At 53.6% G+C, this 21,167-nt stretch carries 16 protein-coding genes and 1 pseudogene; 8 read left to right on the top strand and 9 right to left on the bottom strand.

Going from position 1 to position 21,167, the window contains the following annotated elements:
* Nucleotide 1: 1 nt before the first annotated feature.
* The 6 genes and pseudogenes from XM38_RS28715 to XM38_RS07295 all read right to left on the bottom strand — a co-directional run bounded on the left by XM38_RS28715 (nt 2) and on the right by XM38_RS07295 (nt 6,251).
* Nucleotides 2-229 carry a CHAT domain-containing protein gene (locus XM38_RS28715; protein WP_391540778.1) on the bottom strand — a complete coding sequence of 76 codons (228 nt, stop codon included), beginning with the start codon at nt 227-229 and terminating at the stop codon, nt 2-4.
* Nucleotides 230-320: 91 nt separating this feature from the next.
* Nucleotides 321-863, bottom strand: a pseudogene (locus tag XM38_RS28710) (CHAT domain-containing protein); the annotation flags it as partial.
* A 139-nt stretch (nt 864-1,002) separates the two neighbouring features.
* Entirely contained in the window at nt 1,003-1,143 is a 141-nt protein-coding gene (locus XM38_RS26335; protein WP_202978847.1) for a hypothetical protein, read from the bottom strand.
* Nucleotides 1,128-3,944: a tetratricopeptide repeat protein gene (locus tag XM38_RS07305; protein ID WP_088429419.1), complete on the bottom strand. Its 2,817-nt coding sequence runs from the start codon at nt 3,942-3,944 to the stop codon at nt 1,128-1,130. Before XM38_RS07305 ends, XM38_RS26335 begins: the two co-directional genes overlap by 16 nt.
* Nucleotides 3,945-4,104: 160 nt before the next feature.
* A complete protein-coding gene (locus XM38_RS07300) occupies nt 4,105-4,803 on the bottom strand; it encodes a glycine-rich domain-containing protein (RefSeq protein WP_225889212.1) in 699 nt (232 codons plus the stop codon).
* 23 nt (nt 4,804-4,826) lie between these two features.
* Entirely contained in the window at nt 4,827-6,251 is a 1,425-nt protein-coding gene (locus XM38_RS07295; protein ID WP_088429417.1) for a serine/threonine protein kinase, read from the bottom strand.
* A gap of 297 nt (nt 6,252-6,548) precedes the next feature.
* Here XM38_RS07295 and XM38_RS07290 point away from each other — a divergent pair, with 297 nt between their 5' ends.
* Both XM38_RS07290 and XM38_RS07285 read left to right on the top strand, forming a co-directional pair.
* Nucleotides 6,549-8,861, top strand: a complete 2,313-nt coding sequence (locus XM38_RS07290) for an NACHT domain-containing protein (protein WP_080807273.1) — start codon at nt 6,549-6,551, stop codon at nt 8,859-8,861.
* Nucleotides 8,862-8,875: 14 nt separating this feature from the next.
* Entirely contained in the window at nt 8,876-9,583 is a 708-nt protein-coding gene (locus XM38_RS07285; protein ID WP_225889210.1) for a cupin domain-containing protein, read from the top strand.
* Nucleotides 9,584-9,960: 377 nt separating this feature from the next.
* Here the strand turns inward: XM38_RS07285 and leuS are convergent, their stop codons facing one another.
* Complete coding sequence (gene leuS, locus XM38_RS07280; RefSeq protein WP_088431569.1) at nt 9,961-12,564, bottom strand: leucine--tRNA ligase; 2,604 nt, start codon at nt 12,562-12,564, stop codon at nt 9,961-9,963.
* An 89-nt stretch (nt 12,565-12,653) separates the two neighbouring features.
* On the opposite strand from leuS, the gene XM38_RS07275 reads away from it, so the two are divergent.
* From XM38_RS07275 to XM38_RS07250, 6 genes are all read left to right on the top strand, one after another.
* Nucleotides 12,654-13,067 carry a gamma-glutamylcyclotransferase family protein gene (locus XM38_RS07275; protein WP_080807450.1) on the top strand — a complete coding sequence of 138 codons (414 nt, stop codon included), beginning with the start codon at nt 12,654-12,656 and terminating at the stop codon, nt 13,065-13,067.
* A gap of 20 nt (nt 13,068-13,087) precedes the next feature.
* Nucleotides 13,088-13,462, top strand: coding sequence for a hypothetical protein (locus XM38_RS07270; protein WP_088429415.1), 375 nt, complete (start codon nt 13,088-13,090; stop codon nt 13,460-13,462).
* A 373-nt stretch (nt 13,463-13,835) separates the two neighbouring features.
* Entirely contained in the window at nt 13,836-15,203 is a 1,368-nt protein-coding gene (locus XM38_RS07265; RefSeq protein WP_225889208.1) for an LCP family protein, read from the top strand.
* The gene (locus XM38_RS07260) at nt 15,204-15,725 is read left to right on the top strand and encodes a plasmid pRiA4b ORF-3 family protein (RefSeq protein ID WP_080807279.1); all 522 of its coding nucleotides are present in this window, start codon (nt 15,204-15,206) and stop codon (nt 15,723-15,725) included.
* Nucleotides 15,726-15,926: 201 nt separating this feature from the next.
* Nucleotides 15,927-16,583 carry a class I SAM-dependent methyltransferase gene (locus tag XM38_RS07255; protein WP_088431563.1) on the top strand — a complete coding sequence of 219 codons (657 nt, stop codon included), beginning with the start codon at nt 15,927-15,929 and terminating at the stop codon, nt 16,581-16,583.
* A gap of 116 nt (nt 16,584-16,699) precedes the next feature.
* On the top strand, nt 16,700-17,623 hold the full coding sequence (locus XM38_RS07250) for a pentapeptide repeat-containing protein (RefSeq protein WP_080807280.1): 924 nt from the start codon (nt 16,700-16,702) through the stop codon (nt 17,621-17,623).
* 24 nt (nt 17,624-17,647) lie between these two features.
* Here XM38_RS07250 and XM38_RS07245 read toward each other — a convergent pair whose 3' ends face one another.
* Nucleotides 17,648-18,535: a ChaN family lipoprotein gene (locus tag XM38_RS07245; protein WP_225889207.1), complete on the bottom strand. Its 888-nt coding sequence runs from the start codon at nt 18,533-18,535 to the stop codon at nt 17,648-17,650.
* 56 nt (nt 18,536-18,591) lie between these two features.
* On the bottom strand, nt 18,592-21,069 hold the full coding sequence (locus XM38_RS07240) for a hybrid sensor histidine kinase/response regulator (protein WP_187329318.1): 2,478 nt from the start codon (nt 21,067-21,069) through the stop codon (nt 18,592-18,594).
* Between the last annotated feature and the right edge of the window lie 98 nt (nt 21,070-21,167).

Below are 21,167 nucleotides of genomic sequence, written 5' to 3'. Positions count from 1 at the left end.
GTTACTCCGCTGCCCCCAGGAGCGTAAACCCGGCCCAGTCTCTAGGATTTGGGTGTTTCTGCTGGATCGTTAACATCGCCTGCCGTAACGCCTGGGCCGGGGATTGTCCCTGCTGAAGCTGGCGGTAAAACTCCGTCATCAGGTCCGCGGTAGGAGCATCCGGCACGGCCCACAACGACACGATCACACTGGGCACCCCAGCCGTAATCAAAGAGCGGGATAGTCCCACTACGCCATCGCCAGTAATGCGGCCCCGGCCCGGTATCACAGGCACTGAGAATAGCGAGTTCGGCCTGCAGCTCCATCGCCAAAATTTCGGCAGTGGTGAGCAAGCCGTCTTCACCGTCTCCGGGAGCTAGCGCCAGCGCTCCCGGCACATCCGGAGCGCCGGAGGCTTGAGGATGGCCGTGGTCGAGCAGGCCATGGGTGGCTAAGTGAATCAGTCGGGCTGAGGGCAGTCGCTGCTTGACATGGGCCTCGCTGGCCTGAGTGCCGGTGAGGGCGGGGACGCCCAGAAAACGACCAATTGTCTCAGCTTCAGTCCTGGCCCCGGGGAGAGGGGCTAGCTGCACCTGTTGACCCACCTCTGGCAACCAAACAGAGGGCATCACCGGATCCCCCACGACCAAGGCAGTCTGCTCGGATCGCAAACCCTCCCCTGCGACCGGGCTCAGGGTCGGCTCCCCACCTCGTTGCCGTCTCATGGCACTGGCCAGACCAAACACCTGAATCGATGGGGCGGTGAGAACGGTATGGTTGTCAATCAGATAGGTGCCGTCTGGGTCTTGTAAGGCGGGGAACGGTACCAGGAAAAGGCTGCCCTGGGGAATAAAAACGACGGTCTGCTCGGGATCTGGGGGCAATAGGTCGGCAATGGGCTCGATTAAGAGCTGATGCAGGGCTTGTAGTTGGGTCGACGAGTCGTGCCGCTCAATGGTAATCCTGGCTCTGACAGTGGCAACTCGTGTTGTCAGCGCCGACCCATGGCGATAGAGGGGACCGTCAATAGCCGCAAGGGGATTGACGCTCAAATCGGCATTGCCAGAGTGACGCCTCCCAGTCGATGGCGCGAAACTCGATGTTGCCCGAGGGCTGAACCACCCAGATATAGAGGGCTTGATCGAAGATCAGGGAGTAGGCCACCAGGGTTGTGTTGTTGTCGCGGGCAATCTGCCGGATTTCAGCAATTGTCGGGGCCTGAGCCGTGGGATGAATCGCCAGTTCGGCTTGGCGCTTTTGGACAGGCGCCCGGCAAGTTGCAGCACAAAGGCCCGAGCCCGCCCTCGTTCGGTAATAGCTAGGGCCTCGGTGGGTTTGTCTTGAGCGATCAACGCCCGCTCCAGGTTGGCATAGGCGCTGGCCTGACTGTCGAGAATCGCAATCAACTGGTCATCGAGGAGATCCGTGCGCAGGGATTCAAACAGGTCAAGGGACTGACGGAGGACGGCCTCAGCCTGGGAAAATTTGCCCGCGCGAATCAGCGCTGCCCCTTGATTGTTCAGGGCATCGGCTTCCCTGGGGCGATTACCCACGTCTCGATGGCGGGCGATAGCCCGTTGTAAGGTCTCCAGGGCTCGGGGATGGCCTTGGGCGGCATAGACGGTGCCCAACCCTTGTAAGCTGATGCCCTCAAAGCCTCGTGCCCCAATTTGTTGCTGGATGGCTAATGTCTGCTGGAAGGCGGTCTCGGCAGCTGGATAGTCGCCTGCCTTCTCGTGCAGGAAGCCCACCTGTTGCAGGGTGATACTTTCCCCTGCTACATCTCCTGTGGTGCGATAGATGGCCAGGGCTGCTTCGAAGCTCTGCAGGGCTAACTCGTGGCGGTTTTGTTGGGCGTAGATGAGCCCCTGGTCGGCTAAGGTTGCCGCCTCACCGGTGCGATCGCCCATGGCCTGAAACAGGGACAGGGCTGGCTGGCTGAAGGCGAGGGCGGGCTCATACTGGCCCAGCTGTCTGTGGGTTTTGCCCAACTGCAATAGGGCATAGGCTTGACCGCTACGGTTGCCAATCTCTTGGGCAATCCCTAACGCCTGCTGCAGCCTCCCTAGGGAATCGGCATAACGACCTTGGGCCCGGTAATAGCTGCCGAGGTTGTTGAGATCGATAATTTGGTGGGGGCGCTGACCAATGGCCCGATGAATGGCCAGGGCTTGCTGCACGTAGTCGATGGCTTGGCCGTACTGGCCCTGTTCAAATTTGAGCAGGCCGAGATTATTGAAGCTCACGGCCACGTCGTCTCGGCGTCCCAAGCTGCGATCGAGTTCCAGGGACGCTTGGTAGAGGGCTGCGGCCCGCTCAAACTCGCCTTGTTGCCGATATATTGACCCCAAATTACTCAGGACACTGCCTTTTAAGGTTTGCAGCCCAAGGGCTTCAGCGAGTTCCAAGGCCCGGTTGAGCTGATTCAGTGCCTCGGGGTATCGTCCCTGGGTCTCATAGAGAGCGCCGATATTATTGAGGCTGACGGCCATGCCTTGCCGGTCTGCGATAGCGGTTTGCAGGGCGAAGGCCTGCTGGTAATACTCCCGGGCCTGATCGTAGTCGCCTCGATTTCCGTGAAGCCCGCCAATATTATTCAGAAACGTCGCTTCGTCCTGTTTGCTGTAGAGCGGACTCCCCTGGAGGTGCTCTTTTGCGATCGCAAGGGATTGTTGGTAGCGCTCCAGGGCCTCTGAGTAGCGGCCCTGGGCTTCATAGACGCTCGCCATGGTGTTGAGAATCTTGCTCTCGGAGAGCCAGGTGCCCTCCAGGCAGAATTGTCGGGAGACGTCGGTGCGGCTGAACTCCTGGCTGAGCAGCGGGAAGCAGGCTCGATCAAGCTCCAGGGTATCGGCTGTTTGGAGACGCTGGCGCAGCTCTCGGGTGAGGCTGAGGGCAGTATTTAGGGCCGTTAGGGCCTCGTCATACCGTCCTAACACGCTGTGAGTCAGCCCCAGATTGTTGAGGCTGGAGATTTCATCTCTGAGACGGCTGTGCTCTCTGGCCAGGAACAAGGCCCGCTGATGGTGGGCTAATGCCTCTGGATAGCGGCCCAGGTCGTGGTAGGTTCTGCCCAGGCCTATCAGGGCAGATAGCTGCCCATCCGGGTCTTCTAGGGTAGTTGCGATCGCAAGCCGCCGTTCATTTATCGTCAGCGCTTGCCGGTAGTCGCTCAGGGCTACATGGGTGGCATAGATGGCCGTCAGACTCCGGAACATCAGGGCCGGATCATCCAGCTGCGCAGCCATCGCCAACGCCTGCTGCTGGGCCGCCAGCGCCTCCGGATAGAGATGCTGCCCGGCGTAAATGAAGCCAAGATTGCTGTAGAGCAGTTGCAGCGCATTGAGCGCCTCCGGATAGAAAGCATCCTCTGAACCATCGGCAGCATCAGTCAAAGCCAAGAGCCGTTGACCATAGCGTAGTCCCTGCTCCGTCGTCGCTAGGGCCTGATCGTAGCGTTGGACCTGACGGTGCTGCTCCCCCACCACTCCGAAGGCAAGGGACAGTCCCAGCAGAAATTCCCGCTGCAGATCAGGGGCAGCCTGCGACTGCAGTAGCTCCAGCCCTTGTTGCCATAGCTGGATGGCCCGGTCATAGGAGTCAAGGGCGGCGTCAATCTCGCCAGTGGTTAACAGCGCGGTGGCTTGGGCGATATACTGACTGGCCTCACGCCGGTACGTCTGTAAAGTCTCTAAATGCTGACTGGCTTCTGTTTGGGGGATTGTGGCAGTGGCCGCGGGATGCTGGCTGGCCCAGGTGAGGGCGAAATGGAGAGATGCGCCCTGATCAGAAAGCCCCATCTCGGCTTCACTGAGAGCTTCCACCTCCTCGCCGCTATCAGCAGGCTGGGAAATCTCGGCAGCGGCTAACCCTGTTGCCCCGAAACCCATCGATACCTGAGTAGGTACTTCGAGCCAGGACAGTATCACACCCCCCCAAGCTAGAACATAGATCCGCACCTTCATGGGTTTGCCCTAAATAACTGCCATCAAGTTAGCCAACACCCTAATTCATCATTAGATCCTAATCGACTTCCATTAATGAATGACCGAGTATAGCGTCACCCCGTAGATGCACTAGAGCTCCTGATTTCTTTCTAGTTTACGCTCAAACTTCAGTGGAATTCTAATGGTAGTCAGCGACCGATCCAATAAAATTACTGTTGCTGCCATTTGAGTACTTAGCCTCTTTGATATGAGCCTCAGAAAAGGTTCCTTTATCACCAAATGGCACTAGATTTCGATCAGACTGTTTTTTCACCAAAAGTTTAGGCGAAACGGCTAAAGTCCTTGTCCAAAGCTTGCATGTCTCCTTTCCAAACAGTTTCTGAAACCAGAATACTATAGTTGGCTTCGAAATAATCCAGCAGCGGCGACGATCCACCCATTGGAACAATGTTCCTTCACTCTTGAACTTGGGTCGATTCCAAATATCATTCGGTGGCGCGCCAAAATAGTTAAAATACATGTCTACTGTTCGACAGTATTGGTGATAATATTTTAGACCTTCATCTACTCCTCCTGATCCCGGAAAATGGTGGAGTGGTTTATTCAAAACCTTGCCGCAAAACTCATCCCAGTAGGAACGGGTATATAGTAGATGCAGATGCCAGACCCGATCAACGACAGTAGAGGGCGAGAGATCTATATCGCTGATCGTTGCCAGGAACATGAATTTCTTGTATTCCTGAATGGCTCGGTAGGTATAGATTTCTGACCACTGATATTCCCAGGCGAGTTTGGCAGAAAAGGGAAAGCTTGCCGATGGGTCGTCTAGCTCAAATCGGCAGATGCGAGCATACAAGGCTTTTTGGTCTGGTGTCATGATCAATGTCCTTGTAGCTAAACTTAACAGCCACATCCACAGGTTTGCTCTGCAGGGACTTTAGGGGTGGGATAAATGATTTTCATTTCCAGATTCAGAAAGTCACTCAGTTCCTGTCCCAGCCACCACAGCTCTGCTTGAGAAAGGTGCCCGCCACCCACTTGATATTCAAGACTGCCAGCATAAACAGAGAGATTCGGAGAAATGGTGACTGTCCCACCCGTAATTGTTCTGCCTTGCTCATTGATGTAGCGGTCGAAGGTATAGCCTGGATTATAAGCCAGTAAATTAATTGCTTGAAATGGAGACGAATGATGCTCCCGCTGAGTTGAGCCTCTGCGATAAAATATACTAATTTTCGTATTTCTCTCGATACATAGTACTTCTTTAGTAGTCACTAGGTTTCTGGCGTAAATTCCACTTATGAGAATGATCGATAGAAACAATGAAGTTCCTATCACTAAAGAGCCTGTAGATAGAGAAAGTATGATGGAGAAAAATGCAAGAACGATACAACCTGCGCAGGAATCTGCAACAGGTGTTTTTTGGGTGATTATCTCAATGCGATCGCAATCTCGATACAGCTCAACCTGGCTACTGGCAGGCTTGAGGTGGGAATTACAGCCATCGCTTTCTGCGTCAACGTGAAGTGCCTTGAGTGCTGCGGTAGTGGAATCAAATCGTCGATCTAGATGGGGATTAGTCATCTGTTTTAGCCATCTTGAGAACCTATAGCTAATCCGATCACCGCTAAAATCAACTTGGCCATTGATCTGGGGAAGATCAGCGGGATGAACACCGGTTATCAGATAAATTAACGTCATCCCCAGGCCGTATAAATCTGATGCGGTCGTGGTTTTGCCAGCAAATTGTTCTAGGGGAATATAGCCATAGCTACCAACGATAGTAATGGTGCCGCTGTTTTGATTTATGGCGGTCTGGACCGAACCAAAATCAACCAGATAGAGAGTGCCAACGCTATGGCCAGAGCGATTGGCCAGCAGAATATTGCTGGGTTTAATATCGCGGTGGATAACTGGTGGGTTTTGCCCATGCAGATAGATCAAAATCTCTAAGATTTGACCCGCTATCTCAATCAGATCTGCTTCTGTAAACAGCCGCCCTGCCTGAATTGCCGTCTCTAAGGAAGAGGCGTCAATATAGCTCTGCACTAGGGCGAAGCCTTTGCCTAACTGCGTATCGAGTTCAAAGGAGTCAAGGTATTGCGGAATCGCTGCATGGTCGAGGGCCTTGAGGGTGTTGGCCTCCCGCTCAAACAGCTTGAAGTCTTCCCAGGTAAAGTCGGGATTAAACAGCAGCAGCTTGACGACAACGGGCGATTGCGTTGCTAAGTCGGTGGCCAGGAAAGTCCTACGGCCAGTTTGACGCCCCAGTAAGGATTGAATCCGATAGCGATTATGTATGGTTTGGCCAAGGAGTTGTTGCATGGGCTGAGCAAGGGATCCTTGCAGTGAACAATGCGCACAACAGAAGTTAGTCCGTAGTGACCCTATGTATGTCTGAAGCGAGCAGTTTCATGCACCACTCGGGCAGTAGCTGTTGGGATGACCACCCTCTAAGCTGATAGGTTAGATCCTACTTAAATAGTGAGTAAAAGTAAAGTAAAGATAATTAAAGTACTGGCACAGGCTGAATCAGGGCCGCTAATCCCATGATTTGCTGCAGTAATGCCTAGGTGGCGCTGAGGTGAGTACAATGAATCCTTGAGCTACTGGAGGGTTCCCATGGCCAAGCCGTCCCTATCTGCCTCGCCTGAAGGGCTGCACCTGGCCAGTCAGGCCTTGACGAAGGCCGGGTGGACGCAGAAGCAGTTGGCCGCCATGGTGGGGTGTAGTCGTCAGCCAGTGACTAATTTTTTCAAGGGGGAAGCGATTTCTCAGGTTCTGTTCATGGGCATTTGCGATCGCATCGGTCTGGACTGGCAAGTAATTGCCGGCCTGTCGTCCCCACCGTCCATGGTCAGTGCTTCCCCCCAACCCCTAGCTTCTGCGGCGATCACTGTCGATGACATCGTTAACCAACTACGGCGCCAAGTCTACCCCAGCATCCGAGAGCGCTGCGGCACCATGCGGGTGTTAGACATGTCGCATCCTATCGGGGTCCACGATATCTACACCAGCGTCAACATTCTGGAGCAAATTAGCGGTCGCCGGCACCAGCATATCGAAGCGTTGTTGGCCCGCTGCGACCGCGAGGACTTCGAGCGGGTAGGCTTAGGGCCTGTCCTCGAGGAGCGAATGCCGGCCCTAGACGCCGTGCAAACCTACCGCAAGTTGATTCTGCTAGGCAAGCCAGGGGCCGGCAAGACCACCTTTTTGAAGCACCTAGCGATTCAGTGCAACGAAGGAGCCTTTGAGGCCGACCATGTGCCTATCTTCGTCACCCTCAAAGACTTTGCCGAAGCCGGCGGTCGACCCGGCCTACTAGACTACATCAGCCATCGCGACCTATACCCCTATGCTCCCCACGGGGCCGCCATTGACCAAGGGCAACTGAGCGCCGATTTCTATCGGGTTCTTCACAGTGGCCATGGGCTAGTGCTTCTGGATGGCTTAGACGAAGTCAGAGGCGAAGATCATCAGCGGGTGATTCGAGAAATTCGTAACTTTTCTGAGCAATTCTGGCGCAGCCAATTCGTCATGACCTGCCGTATTGCCGCCTGGGACTATGTGTTTGAACCCTTCACCGAAGTTGAAGTGGCCGACTTCGACGACGCCCAAGTGGCTGACTTTGCTCACAAGTGGTTCCGCCATAAACCCATCGATGCCGTCACTTTCCTCCGGCATTTAGACCAACGCCCTCGCATTAAGCAACTCACGGTCAGCCCCCTATTGTTGACCCTGGTCTGTCTGGCCTTTGAGGAATCAGGCGAATGCCCTAGCAGCCGCTCGGAACTATATCGCGAAGGCATTGACGCCCTTTTAAAGAAATGGGATGCCAAGCGAGGAATCCAGCGGGAGCAAGTCTATCGCCAGCTCTCCCATCAGCGCAAAGCCGATCTCTTGAGCTATATCGCCTTAATTACCTTCCAGCAGAAAGACTATTTCATGAAACAAGGGATGGTTGAGCACTATATCGCCGACTACATCCGCCACTTCTCTAAAACCCATCCCGCCGCAGACGAGTTGCACCTGGATAGTGAGGCCATCCTGCGCTCCATTGAGGCCCAACACGGCCTGTTGATCGAACGGGCAAAGGGCATTTATTCCTTCTCCCACCTCACCTTTCATGAGTATTTTGCCGCCCGGGAAATCGTGTTCAACAGTCCGTCCCTCACCACCACCTGCCAGTCCTTGGTGAATCATCTATGGGAGCGGCGGTGGCGGGAGGTGTTTTTGCTGACTACGGAACTGCTGCGGGATGCGGCCCTGCTGCTGTTGCCCATGAAGCAAGCCGTGGATCACCTCCTCGCCGACTGCCAACGGCTACAACAGTTTCTGCAGGATATTTGCGATCGCAGCGCCGCCCTAGACTTGGCCGACATTAAACCGGCAGCCGTGCGAGCGTTTTACTTCGACGTCGACTTTGACATCGACGAGAACCGTGCCGTCGCCCTGCAGGTAGATCGCCAGGCGAACCTGCTGGTCTGTGCCAGTTTCCTCACTCGCATGGTTGACGGTCTGTCCCTACAGGACGGCATTGCTGCCGCCCGCCAGTACGATGCCACCCATCAAATCACCGCTGCCCCATCCGCCAATGCGGTAATGCTGATCGCCATCCAAATCGCCCTTACCTGTAGGGACCTCAACAGCGACCAGCGCACTACCCTCAAAACACTGCTCCAGCGCCTCAACCACCACACTCAGGACGACGACACCATCAAACATGTGGCCGATAGCGCCAGAGCGGCAGCCAAGGCCCGCCATCACATCGAGCAACACTGGCACTTCACGGCGGCAGAGAAAACCCTCCTGAGGCAGTACTACTACGGCACCCAGCTCCTAGTCGACTGCCTCAACCGAGACGGTTGTAGGCTTGCCCCGGAGCAGCGTCAACACCTCGAAGACACCCTCTTTTTACCCCTGCAGTCCACCTAGTCGAGGATACCGCCATGGCCTCCAGCCTGTATTGTCTGTCCGCCCAGCCCGTCATCGAGCTCAACCAAGAGTTCCCTCGAATTCAGGTGCACACCTGGTGGCACCATTCCCTAGAGCTATTTGCCCCGGGCACCCACGTTGGCTTCGTCTATCAGGGACAACCTCACCTGCATCGAGCCGCCCAAAACGACGACTATCGGTTGCAGCCCGGCATGTACTTTTCTCTGCCGGGTAGCGGTCACATTGACGGAGCGGCCTCCGCTGGCATGGTAATCACCCTTCTACGTTACCAGGGGATGTTTATGGTGGGCGGTCCTTTAGAAAGCTGCGGTCGTCTCGCCTATATCAACGGCGGTACCAGCAGCCTGCTGATCCCGCCCATTTGCCGCGGGGATCCCTGCCTGCACGGCATGTACTTACCCGGGGGAATTGAGCAAACCCTTCATACCCACCCCAGCTATCGGGTCGGATTAGTGGTGACAGGTGGCGGTAGCCTCACGACTCCGCAACAGCACCTTCCCCTGCAACCGGGCACCCTATTTGTCATTCCCGCCCATGACCAGCACCGCTTCTGCACCGATGACACGGGGCTAATCGTGGTGGTGTTGCATCCCGACAGTCCCACGGGCTTTACCCATCAAGAGAATCCCATGATGACTCGAACCCTCGTCGATGGCAGGAGTGCTACCGAATTACCTCAGCTCCACACCTCTATTGAATAACGCCTGAATAACGCCTACTTTTCAGGCTGAAATGCCCCCGATTTTCAGACACAAGGCTAAGAGCAGTATCCTTGTTCTACGAAAGGGGGCAGCTACGAGCGGAAATCGACGACAATATACGGCTGAATTTAAGGCCAAAGTGGTCCTGCAAGTGCTGATGAGATAGAAAACGTCAGCGGAGATTTGCCGGAGCAACAAACTGCATGCCAGTGTGCTCAATCGCTGGCGGAAGGAGTTTTTGAATCACGCGGCCACGAATTTTTGCAGCTGATTCAGAACATGAGGCTGAGCGGCAATGGATTGCCGCTCTAGAGCAATTGGTGGGTTACCTGTCCTGGCATAGAAAAAGCCTCAAATAGCCAATGGCAAGATCCACGCTACTTAGCCACGACAAAATTCACCAGCTTCCCTGGCACCACGATTACCTTTTTCACGGTTTGTCCATCCAGATAGCGCTGGGCTACCTCTGATTCCCGGGCATATTGCTCTAAGGCCGCCTGATCAGACTCGGCGGGGACCTCAATCGTGCCCCGAGTTTTCCCCATGATTTGAATCACCAGGGTAATTTCATCAGCGACCAGGGCTGTCTCATCTACCTGAGGCCAAGGTTGCCGATGAACTGACTCGTCATGACCCAGTTGATGCCACAGTTCATCAGCAATATGGGGGGCAAAGGGAGCCAGCAACAACAGCAAAGTCTGCATCCCCTCGGCATACACCGGCGACTCTTTGCAGGGGGCATCATTGAGGGCATTGCTAAGCTTCATCAGCTCCGAGACAGCCGTATTGAACTGATAATCCCCTTCAATGTCGGCGCTGATCTCCTTAATAGCTGTGTGAATGGCGCGGCGCAACTCTTTCTCAGGTTTAGATAACTCTGCGGCTGGTGGCACAGTGACTTGCCAAGGGGACGCCGTGTCACGCTCGTCAATGAACTCAGTGAATAGCCGCCAGACCCGATTCAGAAATCGGTATTGCCCCTCCACATCGGCATCGTCCCACTCCAAGTCTTTCTCAGGGGGAGCCTTAAAGAGAATAAACATGCGGGCTGTATCGGCTCCATACTTGGCCAAGACATCCCCAGGAGCTACCCCATTGCCCTTAGATTTCGACATGGTGGCATAGAGCCTTTCCAGGGGGTCTCCAGTGTCTGGGTCGAGAGGATTATCAGGATCCTTGACTAAGTGAGCTGGCACCCACTTATCCTTGCCTGCCTTGTTGGGGTTCATGTAGGTTAATCCCTGCACCATACCCTGGGTCAGTAGCCGCTGGAAGGGCTCGTCAAAATTGAGCAAGCCTCGATCCCGCAAGACCTTGGTAAAGAAACGAGAGTAGAGCAGGTGCAAAATGGCGTGCTCGATGCCGCCTACATATTGATCGACGGGTAGCCAGTCGTTGACTTTGGTCGATGCAAAGACCCGCTCCTGGTTGCGGGCATCGGCATAGCGCAAAAAGTACCAAGAAGAATCAATAAACGTATCCATGGTGTCAGTTTCCCGCTGGGCTAAGGCACCACAGGTGGGACAAGGCACGTTGACCCAGTCTTCTAGAGTAGCCAGCGGCGAAGGGCCTCTTCCAGAAAAGGCGACACTCTCTGGCAAGCACACAGGCAACTGCTCCTCCGGCACCGGCACCGTGCCACAGTCAGGGCAGTGCACCATGGGAATGGGCACGCCCCAATAGCGTTGACGAGAAATCAACCAGTCTCGCAATCGATAGTTGACCTGCCCCTGCCCCTTGCCGTTCGCCTCTAACCATTGGATAGCCGTAGTTACACTCTCTCCATCGCCTTTTCCGGCAGGAACGCCATCCAAGGGACCAGAATTGACCATCCTGCCATCGTGGGGCCAGGCTGCGGTCATTGTCTCCCCATCCAGAGGCTGGTCATCGGGCTGTACAACTACCTTCACCGATAGCCCAAACTGACGGGCAAATTCGAAATCGCGTTGATCATGGGCCGGCACTGCCATGATGGCTCCCGTGCCGTAGCCCATCAATACATAGTCAGCGATCCAAATCGGCACCTTTTCCCCATTGACTGGATTAGTAGCATAGCTACCGGTCCAGACCCCGGTTTTCTCCTTGTCATCGGCCAGGCGATCCATATCACTCTTGGCTGCTGCCTGCTGCTGGTAAGTCTTGACGGCTTCTGCCTGTGCGGGCGTCGTCAGCTTTGCCAGCAAGGGATGTTCCGGTGAGAGCACCATGAAGGTGGCCCCCCAGAGGGTATCCGGGCGGGTGGTAAACACCGATATCTCATCTCCCGTGTCGGCCACAAAGATCACCTCAGCCCCAGTCGATTTGCCAATCCAATTGGCTTGCATGGTTTTAACCCGCTCTGGCCAACCGGGGAGTTTATCGAGATCTTGGAGTAACTCTTCGGCGTAATCGGTGATTTTCAAGAACCACTGACGCAACAGTTTGCGCTCAACCTTGGCCCCAGACCGCCAGGAGCGGCCGTCGCTATCCACCTGCTCATTGGCTAGAACGGTCTGATCCACAGGATCCCAATTCACCGCGGCTTCTTGTTGATAGGCTAAGCCAGCTCCATAGAACTGCAGGAAAATCCACTGAGTCCAGCGATAATAGTCAGGAGCACAGGTGGCCACTTCCCGGTTCCAATCATAGGAGAGCCCTAGGTGCTTCAGCTGCTGCTTCATCTGGGCAATGTTTTGATACGTCCATTGCCCAGGCGGAATCCCCCGATCAATGGCCGCATTTTCAGCCGGCAATCCAAACGCATCCCACCCCATGGGATGCAGCACTCGGCAGCCCTGCATGCGGCGCACCCGACTGATCACATCGGTGATGGTATAGTTGCGCACGTGGCCCATGTGCAGGTTACCCGAGGGATAGGGAAACATGGACAGAGCATAGTATTTAGGTTTAGTCGGGTCCTCGTCGGCCCGATCCAGTCCTTGGTCGGCCCAGACTCGCTGCCATTTCGTTTCAATAGCAGCAGGATTGTATCGCGACTCTATGCCCACGGCTCCTACTCTCTAGCAACGTTACAAACTGTATCCCATGATAAGCATATGGGTTGATGCTAGACCATATGCTGGCCTTGAGTATGTTGCAACCATCTGTGTATGTCTTTGTCTATGGCACCCTGAAACCAGGGGAGCTAGCCTATGACAAGATATGTCGGCCCCAGGTGCTAACGGTCGACGCCGCTGCAGTCCCGGGTCGGCTCTATCACCTGCCCCAGGGATATCCGGCCATAACTACGGAACCGGGCTGGGTTCAGGGGTATCGACTGGGGTTTCCCGACGCCACCATCCTCACCGTCCTGGATGAGTTCGAGGACTGTTATCCCAATCGCCCTGAGGATAGTCTGTATCATCGAGTGGCAGAAACGGTACTGACTCCAGATCGACATCCCCTAGGCACCGCCTGGCTCTATCGCATGGCCCCAGAGCGCGTCAGGCAATTGCAGGGTCGTTGGTTGCCCCAAGGGTGCTGGAGTGCTAGTCGCCTGAGTTAACTGATGCTGTTGGTGGTGCTATGGCCCCTCTCAATCGCCGCACTTCTGATCCAGACCGTCACGATACGCTGGAACGCCTGACCCTCCTCCTCTATTTGGTGCCCATTTTTGGTGTTGTGCCGGCCCTAGGGCGCCTCTGGCTGGGCCGGGGAAGTCGGCGAGAGCGCTCGACCAGTCGCCTAGTAGTTGTCCTGGCCATGGGCTGGTTCTTGGCTTACGTGCTGCTCAGCGGAGGCGCTCAACTCAGCCCGGCCCTCTCCCTACGACTATTGGTGACCAGTACTTTGATTAGCACGGGGTATTTCATCACCAACCTATGGCTGATGGTGCGGCTGCTGCGGGGCAAATCGGTGCAGTTGCCTGGCATTAGCCAATTAAGCGATCGCATCTTGTGATGTCACCTGCGATGCATTAGAGCGGCGTGAATTAGACTACCGTGCTGCAGCCCTGGGAAATCAGCCCCGGAGGCGATTATCAGGTGACACTGGCCCGGCGAGTAGGCCAATAACCCATCATGAGTACTGCCCAAATTTCAGATAAACGCGAGAATTTTTATCCATTCTTTGGAAATATTGCTACCATGCTGCTAAAAATTGATTGATTGACCCCATGGCAACGGGTAGGCCCCTTAGCCAAGCCCAGATAAGTAGCCTAGCTAATCCGGTAGCAACCGACTCGAGTTGGACTGACCAAGTCATGGGTTGGTTTTGTGTTGGCTGATGATTGCTCGTCATCGTCGTCTTGAATCGTTGTCCTAAGAGGTTATCTGTGCCCACCCGCTATTCCCCTGCTCCGCGAAAGCCCTCCAAACCGTTTCGCATCCCCCGTTGGGTCGGTATCAGTGTAGCCCTCCTCGGTGTTGCCAGTGTGTCAGCTACCGCCGGAGCGCTGTTGGCCATTTCGTTGTCCAGCCAGCCGCTGATGCAGGCAGAGCTAAGTGCTGCAGAGGCCGATATCTTTGGCCAAGGTGAGCCAATTTCCACCGGAGGGAAGCTACGCCTACCTCGCCTCACTCGCCCGGTGAATATTCTGGTGTTGGGGCTGAAGGTGCTGAGTAGCGACGTCACCAATCCGCCTCCTGAAGTAGAAGATTTAGGGTATCACGCCCTAGTCAACTCCTTCGAAGGCCTATCCGATACGATGTTGCTGGTCCGGTTCAACCCCCATACAGAGCAACTGGTGGTGCTCTCTATTCCTCGAGATACTCGGGCTCGAGTGCAAGGACAACTGACCAAGCTGAATGAAGCTAACCGGGAGGGCGGGCCAGCTCTGGCGGCTCGTTCCATTAGCAATATGCTGGGTGGCGTCGCCATCGATCGCTACGTGCGGATCAATGTGCAAGGGGTTGAGAAACTGGTTGATGCCCTAGGAGGGGTCACAGTGAATGTCCCGAAAGACATGAAATACCAAGACGACAGCCAGCACCTTTACATCAATCTCAAGGCGGGAGAACAGCGCCTCGATGGAGATCAGGCCATGCAGTTCCTGCGATTTCGCTACGACGAGAAGGGAGACATTGGCCGGATTCAGCGGCAGCAGATGTTAATGCGGGCTATCGTTGAGCAAGCCCTCAACCCCGCCACCATCGGTCGCCTGCCGAATATTCTCTCAGTGATTCAGTCCCACGTTGACACTAACCTCAGTGTGGAAGAGTTACTGGCTTTAGTAGGGTTTGCGGCTCAGACCAATGCCTCTGGGGTACAGATGCTGATGCTGCCCGGAGACTTTAGCTCCCCGAATCAATTTAACCTGAGCTATTGGTTGCCGAATTATGCGGCTATCGATGAGATGATAGATCAGTATTTCGGCTTTGGTGTCCAGCCAGCGGTCAGCAGTGAGCCCGCTTCTCTACGGATTGCCATTCAAGACAGCACTGGTGATGCCGTGGCGGTGCAATCGCTGATTGACACCCTCAATGACAGTGGTTACTACAACGTTTATTCCGATCGAGCCTGGCATGACCCCTTACCCATCACCCGCATTGTGGCCCAGCGAGGAGACTTAGCCAGCGCCGAAATGATCCATCGGTTTCTAGGAGTCGGGGAAGTGCGGGTGGAGAGTACCGGTGATTTGCAGTCAGACATTACCATTCGCCTCGGCAATGACTGGTTACTAGAACATGGTGATCAACTCTAGATGACGTCCCATACCCTGTATCGCTTCCGGGTGGAATTAGTCGATAGTGATCCCCCGATTTGGCGGCGGTTTCAGATCCCAGCCCAGGCCTCGTTGGTTCAGCTACACTCAGTGATACAAGTCGTCATGGGCTGGAGCGATAGCCAGCCCCACTGCTTTGTGCTTCCAGGGGCAGGAGATCTTCAGGATGAGCAGTTGCCCCTATGGCAGGTGCTGGCCCATGGCAGCTACCGCCTACTCTACTGGTATGCCCCCCAAGAAGGGTGGTTACACCGACTGATCTTAGAGAGCTACACCCGGTCGAACTCCCCCGCGCCTATATGCTTAGAGGGCGAATGTGCCTGCCCGCCAGAGGGCAGTGGTGGTATCTGGGGATATGAGGAAGTGCTGGAACGGCTAGACGATAACCACGACCCTGCTTACCTGGAGCTTTGGGACCGTCTGGGCAGTGACTTCGATCCAGACTGGTTTGACCTTGCCGCCGTCAATCGGCGACTTCAGGCTATCGGGCGAGTCTCGTGAAATCTGTGGGGCAATCAGCCAATCTCGAGCAGGGCTAGCCGGAGATCGTTAGAATTCTTTACAGCATGATTCACGGCAATCAGCCCATCCCTGAGCGGTTGTCAGCCGGGGAGTCTTTAGCAAGAAGACTCGATCTCAGCCGTGTCGTCCTGGGTGATTTGGCTAGTTCTAACCTTGTTGGCCCATTATTGTCTCTGTGCCATGGCCTTGCAATCCAACCAGCGTGCGAAACTCGATGAGTCTGATGATCAATTGTTTTATAGCACCCCCCGTTTGGTCACCCATGTGGATGAGGGGTTTATCACGCAGCTGATGGATCTCTATCGCCAACGCCTGCGGCCCCACAGCCGTATTCTCGACTTGATGAGCAGCTGGGTGTCTCACTTACCGCAGGAGATGGCTTTCGAGTGGGTGGAGGGCCACGGTCTCAACGCCGAAGAGTTGCAGCAGAATCCCCAGCTGGATCATTATTTTGTCCAGAATCTGAATGAGACCCCCCACCTGCCCTTGGCAGACACCTCCTTTGATGCGGTGCTGAATGCGGTATCGGTGCAATATTTGCAGTATCCCGAGCAGGTATTTGCCCAGATGTATCGAGTGCTGAGGCCAGGCGGCGTTGCGATTGTCAGCTTTTCCAATCGCATGTTTTATCAGAAGGCCATTGCTGCCTGGCGGGAGAATAGTGAGGCCGGTCGGGTGGAGCTGGTGAAGCGTTATTTCAATTCTGTGCCTGGCTTTGGCACACCTGACGTGATCGCTCGCCCTGCTAACCTGCCGATGTTTTTGCAACTGATGGGGTTTCCCTCGACGGATCCCTTCTATGCGGTAGTCGCTGAACGCCTAGAGTCTTCGGCTTAAGCTAGCGAAGGAGGGAAACTGCCTTTACATACCAATTCCGGAAAACTCAACGAGTCGTCTGTATCTCCCGATACTGACATAATTTATGATGGTATCCGGAGACGGCGTGGTTATCTATGGCTCAACTCACCCCATCTGATGTTCTGACTCGAGTCAGAGCTGGTCAATCCCTAACGCAGGGGGAACTCAGCGGTCTCGACCTCAGTGGTGCTTGCCTGGATGGCGGCGATTTCTCAGCTGCCTACCTGCGCCGAACCCGTCTCGCCAACGTCTCTGGCCGGGGGACAAATCTCTCTGAGGCAACTCTAATTCTGGCTGACTTATCAGGAAGTTGCCTGGCTGATAGTCAGCTGAACCGTGCCGTCTTAACCCAGGCTTGCCTAGAGAGGGTCAATTTCCGCAGAGCTCAAGCCACAGCCGTACGGCTCTACGGTAGTCGTTTGGATCAGGCTGACGGCTCCTATGCCCATCTGGAACGCGCAGATCTGCGGCAAGTCAGCGGACCGCAGGCTCGATTTAAGGATGCCAATTTAGTCGAGGCCCGCTTTGATGGCGCTAACTTGAGTCAGTCCTGTTTTGAGGGGGCAACTCTGAGCCGCTCCACATGGCAACAGGCCACCCTATCGGGGATTTCCCTGGCGGCAGCAGATCTAAGCCAGGCCAACCTAACAGCAGCCATTTTGATGGGGGCTAATCTCTCGGAAGCCCGGGCCCTGGGAGCCTGTTTCCAAGAAGCTGACCTCACTGCTGCCGTCTTAGAGCAGGCCCAGCTGGATTGGATCGACGGTTGGAATGCCGTGCTGGTCAGTGCCGATCTGCGGGGGGCCTCGCTGTATCACGGGAATCTGGAATTTGCTAATCTCAGCCAGGCCAACCTCAGTGATGCCGATCTGCGGGAGGCCAATCTGGAAAATGCCCAACTCGATGGTGTTTCCTTGACAGGATGCCGAGTGGCGGGAGCGCTATTCACCGATGCCACCGGCTTGTCTGCCCAGCAAAAGCAGTGGCTGCGGCGCCAGGGAGCCCTCAACGTGGCGTGAGCCTACCCCACCCTGGCAGAGCCATCAGTCGCTATACCAGAGAACATCGGCGATGGCGTCGGCGGCATTAGATGGCTTCGGCTGGGGAAAATTTAGCAGCACTGTCGTTTGTTGCAGGGAATCCCCCAGCCGTCGGGCCACCCGATCGGGAATGCCATAGCCGTAAATGATATGAGTGCTACCGGCCAGCACCACCACTGTTGTGTCAGGAGAGTCTCGCCAGAAATTAGCGATGGTCTCGGCCATGGTCTCATCCCAGGTCACCTGGGCGGCGAAGAAATTGTCGAAGTTAAAGTCGCCATGGCTGCCGTGGCCTGCGAAGCTATCTCGCACAATCGCTTGGTAGTCGCTATTGCCGGTGTCGATGTCGCGGCGGGGAGGCAGATAGCGAAAGTCTTCTGGGGTCAGACTATCGAGTCCGGCGTCAGCCACCTGGCTAACGACTTCACTAGGGGCATTCAAGGCCAGCACCGGCAGCTGGTTATCCTTGGCGAACCGCAGAATGGGGGCGTAATACTGCCAAGGAAAGCCCCAACGCTGGTCATACTCGGTTTGGGCCCGTAACTCGGATTCTGAGATATCTCCTGCGAGGTAGCGATCGATCACGGGTTGAAAGGGACGCTGAAACATCTCCAATGCGATCGCAAGGTTGGGCTCTTCCCGATACAGCCCTTGAATAATGGCCAATTGAGTCACGTGATCAGCAGCCCGATCATGCTGTTCCCCTAGGTACACTACATTGGCTCCAAGCAAGGGATGCAAGGCTTCTGTCGACACCCTGGACGGCTCTACTTCTATGACCAAGGGCGCCTCTTCAGCCGAGCATGCTACCGCGGTCATCATCAAGACAGCGCTGCCCAGCATTGCCCAGCCCAGCCGCCAGCTACCTAACCGATTCATCGTGCCATTCATATCAAGGAAGGAGTATTGCTTGGGTTATCTTACTGGGGCTCCTCAGCTGAATGACATCACTCGCTTAGGCCAAGGAGCCGTTCAATCATGAGTGTCAACTGTTTCATCTTCACTGGCTTGATCAGATATTCATCGACCCCTACAGCGAGGTAACGATCATCAGTTTCTGATGTAGGTTTAGGGGCGAGAACAACAATAGGCATATCACCTAGGTCGAGCTCGTAACGAAGTTGACGGATCCTTTCTAGTTTATCTGGTCTTAATACTTGAATGTCTATCAAGACTAGATCTGGGTTTTCAATTCGGGCTATTTCGGCAATGGTTTGATAGTTGTTTCCTGTGGCCACAACTCGATAGCCTCTAGTCTCTAGATAATCTAAGACAGAACTTGTACTAGTCTCCTCATCTTCTACCATTAAAATCAAAGGAGAGGCATTTTCATAGGATTGACTAGAGGCAATATCAGTAACATCGACATAGTTATAAGATTGAGCAGACATCATTGGCTTAGTACAAGGCAAATCAATGGTAAAGCAGCTCCCAACTCCCAACTGGCTAGTAACGCCTACCTTGCCACCATGAAGCTCAACGATACGCTTAATCAAAGCCAATCCTAAACCTGTGCCTGTATATCGACGATTAAGAGCACTGTCAATTTGGATAAAGGGTTGAAATATTTTTCCTAAATCTTCTGGGGCAATGCCAATACCTGAATCGATAACTGAAATTCGTAAAAAATGACCCCTCGAATAATCGATATCACCTGAGTCAAAGACTTCCTGCTGAAGATGTTCAGCTGTCAGAGTAATGCGGCCACCTTCAGGGGTAAACTTAAAGGCATTATTCAATAAGTTGATCAAGACCTGTCTGATCCGATGTTCGTCAACCAACAAGTCAGGCAAATTAGAGGAAAGCCTGGTCTCTAATTGAATGTGCTTTTTAAGCACGGCATGCTTAACAAAACCAACACTTACTTGACAGAGATGAGCGATGGATACCGGCGCGTAACGAAGCTCCATCCGCCCCGATTCAATTTTCGCAATATCTAAAATATCATTAATTAATTCTAAGAGATGATTGCCACTGTTCTCAATAGTTTGTAATGCTTCTAGCTGTTGTTCATCGACTTCGCCAAAGGCTCTTTCTTGCAACCCTTCAGTCATGCCCAAAATAGCATTTAGGGGAGTCCGTAGTTCGTGACTAATATTGGCAATAAACTTGCTCTTAGCACGATTAGCGCTATCCGCCTCTTCTTTAGCTGTTTGCAACTCCTTGGTTCGCTCTTCGACTCGAACCTCTAGCTCTGAGTTAATATCCTCTAGTGCCTTAAAGGAAGATTTTAACTTTTCAGCCATTTCCTTAAACGAAGTTGCCAATCGCCCTAACTCATTAGACTTTGAATCATCAATGTCAACATCAAGGTTATCAGCTGCGATCTGAGAGGTGGCTGTTATCAACCTTCTCAGAGGCAAGGCAATATCTCGGTTAAGTACTCGAAATAGAATAATAAGTTCTAACACCAATACTGTAATTCCCAGTATTAACACAAAAGCAGCAATATTAGATGCTTGCTTCGATAAGATAGATTTTGGGAATACGGTGACAAAATACCAGCCTGGCCCAGTAATTCTAGTTACAGCTAAGAACTCGTGACCTGATTTATTATTAATAACTAAGGGCAAGTTATCCTTAGCCTTGATCAACCTAAATATTTCTTCTAGGTTTTCATCTCCGGCTTCTGATAAGGTTAACTGCCCCTCACTTTGAATAATTTCCTCCTTAAAGTCAGGGTGTGCTATTAAACGACCATCACCACGAAAGATAATGTTATATGTGCCTTCCAGGGTTTGATTGATAGTTCGTGAAATCAAGTCATCTAGAGGGACATCCTGACCAACCGTTAAGACATGCTGGTCATCAATATAGATGGGCGATATGACTGAAACAAGCCACTCTCTAGCAACGGGATCAATGTACACACCAGTCCATACTGTTTCTCGTTGCGGGTTATAGGCAGGCGTCGATAGATAAAAGTACTCTTCCTCAGTTTCATCTACATCTGGAGTCGCTTCCGCTGGCCAATTAAAGGTTGGCCAATACCCCATCGAAAAGTTTTCCGGTGCTAAAAAATAGAGATTCGGAAATCGGTTGTTCCAGGCTCGACCATAATGGGTGGCAAGATCAAAGGTGATGACAGCCCGACGTTGAACATCTGGGGTTACCTCAGTATCATCATCTAGAAAAAGCGCAGCATATTGATCGTAGGGATACTTAGGACGATTACGGGTTACTCCATCTGGGTATTCCACAAATAGTTCATTGTACTGTTCTGAATAGTCTTCTGCTGATGTCATATTAAGTTGGCGAATACAAACCTGCTTAACCAGCTCAATATTATCCTGGGCTAGTTCGAACAGAGTTTCTTCTCGTTTCGTTCGCTCAACAATATATTGGTTCAGCTTCTTCTTCGTCAGATTTTCTAAAAGAGACCATATATATAAATAACTAAGCGCCGTAGACGCGATAATTACCAAGGTGACTCCCAGCACAATTTTAGCCAGAGCTTGCCTGGTCAGGGAGCCATCCCTTCGCTTCCTATGAAACCAATTAGTTAGCATTAGTGCATCTGGAT

Source organism: Halomicronema hongdechloris C2206, assembly GCF_002075285.3.
Lineage (GTDB): Bacteria > Cyanobacteriota > Cyanobacteriia > Phormidesmidales > Phormidesmidaceae > Halomicronema_B > Halomicronema_B hongdechloris.
The sequence above is the reverse complement of the archived record's forward strand: the minus strand, read 5'-3'. Positions and strand labels throughout refer to the sequence as shown.

Coding starts and splice junctions, on each gene's coding strand:
- XM38_RS07305 (WP_088429419.1), bottom strand. CDS start 3,944: ATGAAGGTGCGGATCTATGTTCTAGCTTGGGGGGGTGTGATACTGTCC.
- XM38_RS07300 (WP_225889212.1), bottom strand. CDS start 4,803: ATGACACCAGACCAAAAAGCCTTGTATGCTCGCATCTGCCGATTTGAG.
- XM38_RS07295 (WP_088429417.1), bottom strand. CDS start 6,251: ATGCAACAACTCCTTGGCCAAACCATACATAATCGCTATCGGATTCAA.
- XM38_RS07290 (WP_080807273.1), top strand. CDS start 6,549: ATGGCCAAGCCGTCCCTATCTGCCTCGCCTGAAGGGCTGCACCTGGCC.
- XM38_RS07285 (WP_225889210.1), top strand. CDS start 8,876: ATGGCCTCCAGCCTGTATTGTCTGTCCGCCCAGCCCGTCATCGAGCTC.
- XM38_RS07275 (WP_080807450.1), top strand. CDS start 12,654: ATGTTGCAACCATCTGTGTATGTCTTTGTCTATGGCACCCTGAAACCA.
- XM38_RS07270 (WP_088429415.1), top strand. CDS start 13,088: ATGGCCCCTCTCAATCGCCGCACTTCTGATCCAGACCGTCACGATACG.
- XM38_RS07260 (WP_080807279.1), top strand. CDS start 15,204: ATGACGTCCCATACCCTGTATCGCTTCCGGGTGGAATTAGTCGATAGT.
- XM38_RS07255 (WP_088431563.1), top strand. CDS start 15,927: ATGGCCTTGCAATCCAACCAGCGTGCGAAACTCGATGAGTCTGATGAT.
- XM38_RS07250 (WP_080807280.1), top strand. CDS start 16,700: ATGGCTCAACTCACCCCATCTGATGTTCTGACTCGAGTCAGAGCTGGT.
- XM38_RS07245 (WP_225889207.1), bottom strand. CDS start 18,535: ATGAATGGCACGATGAATCGGTTAGGTAGCTGGCGGCTGGGCTGGGCA.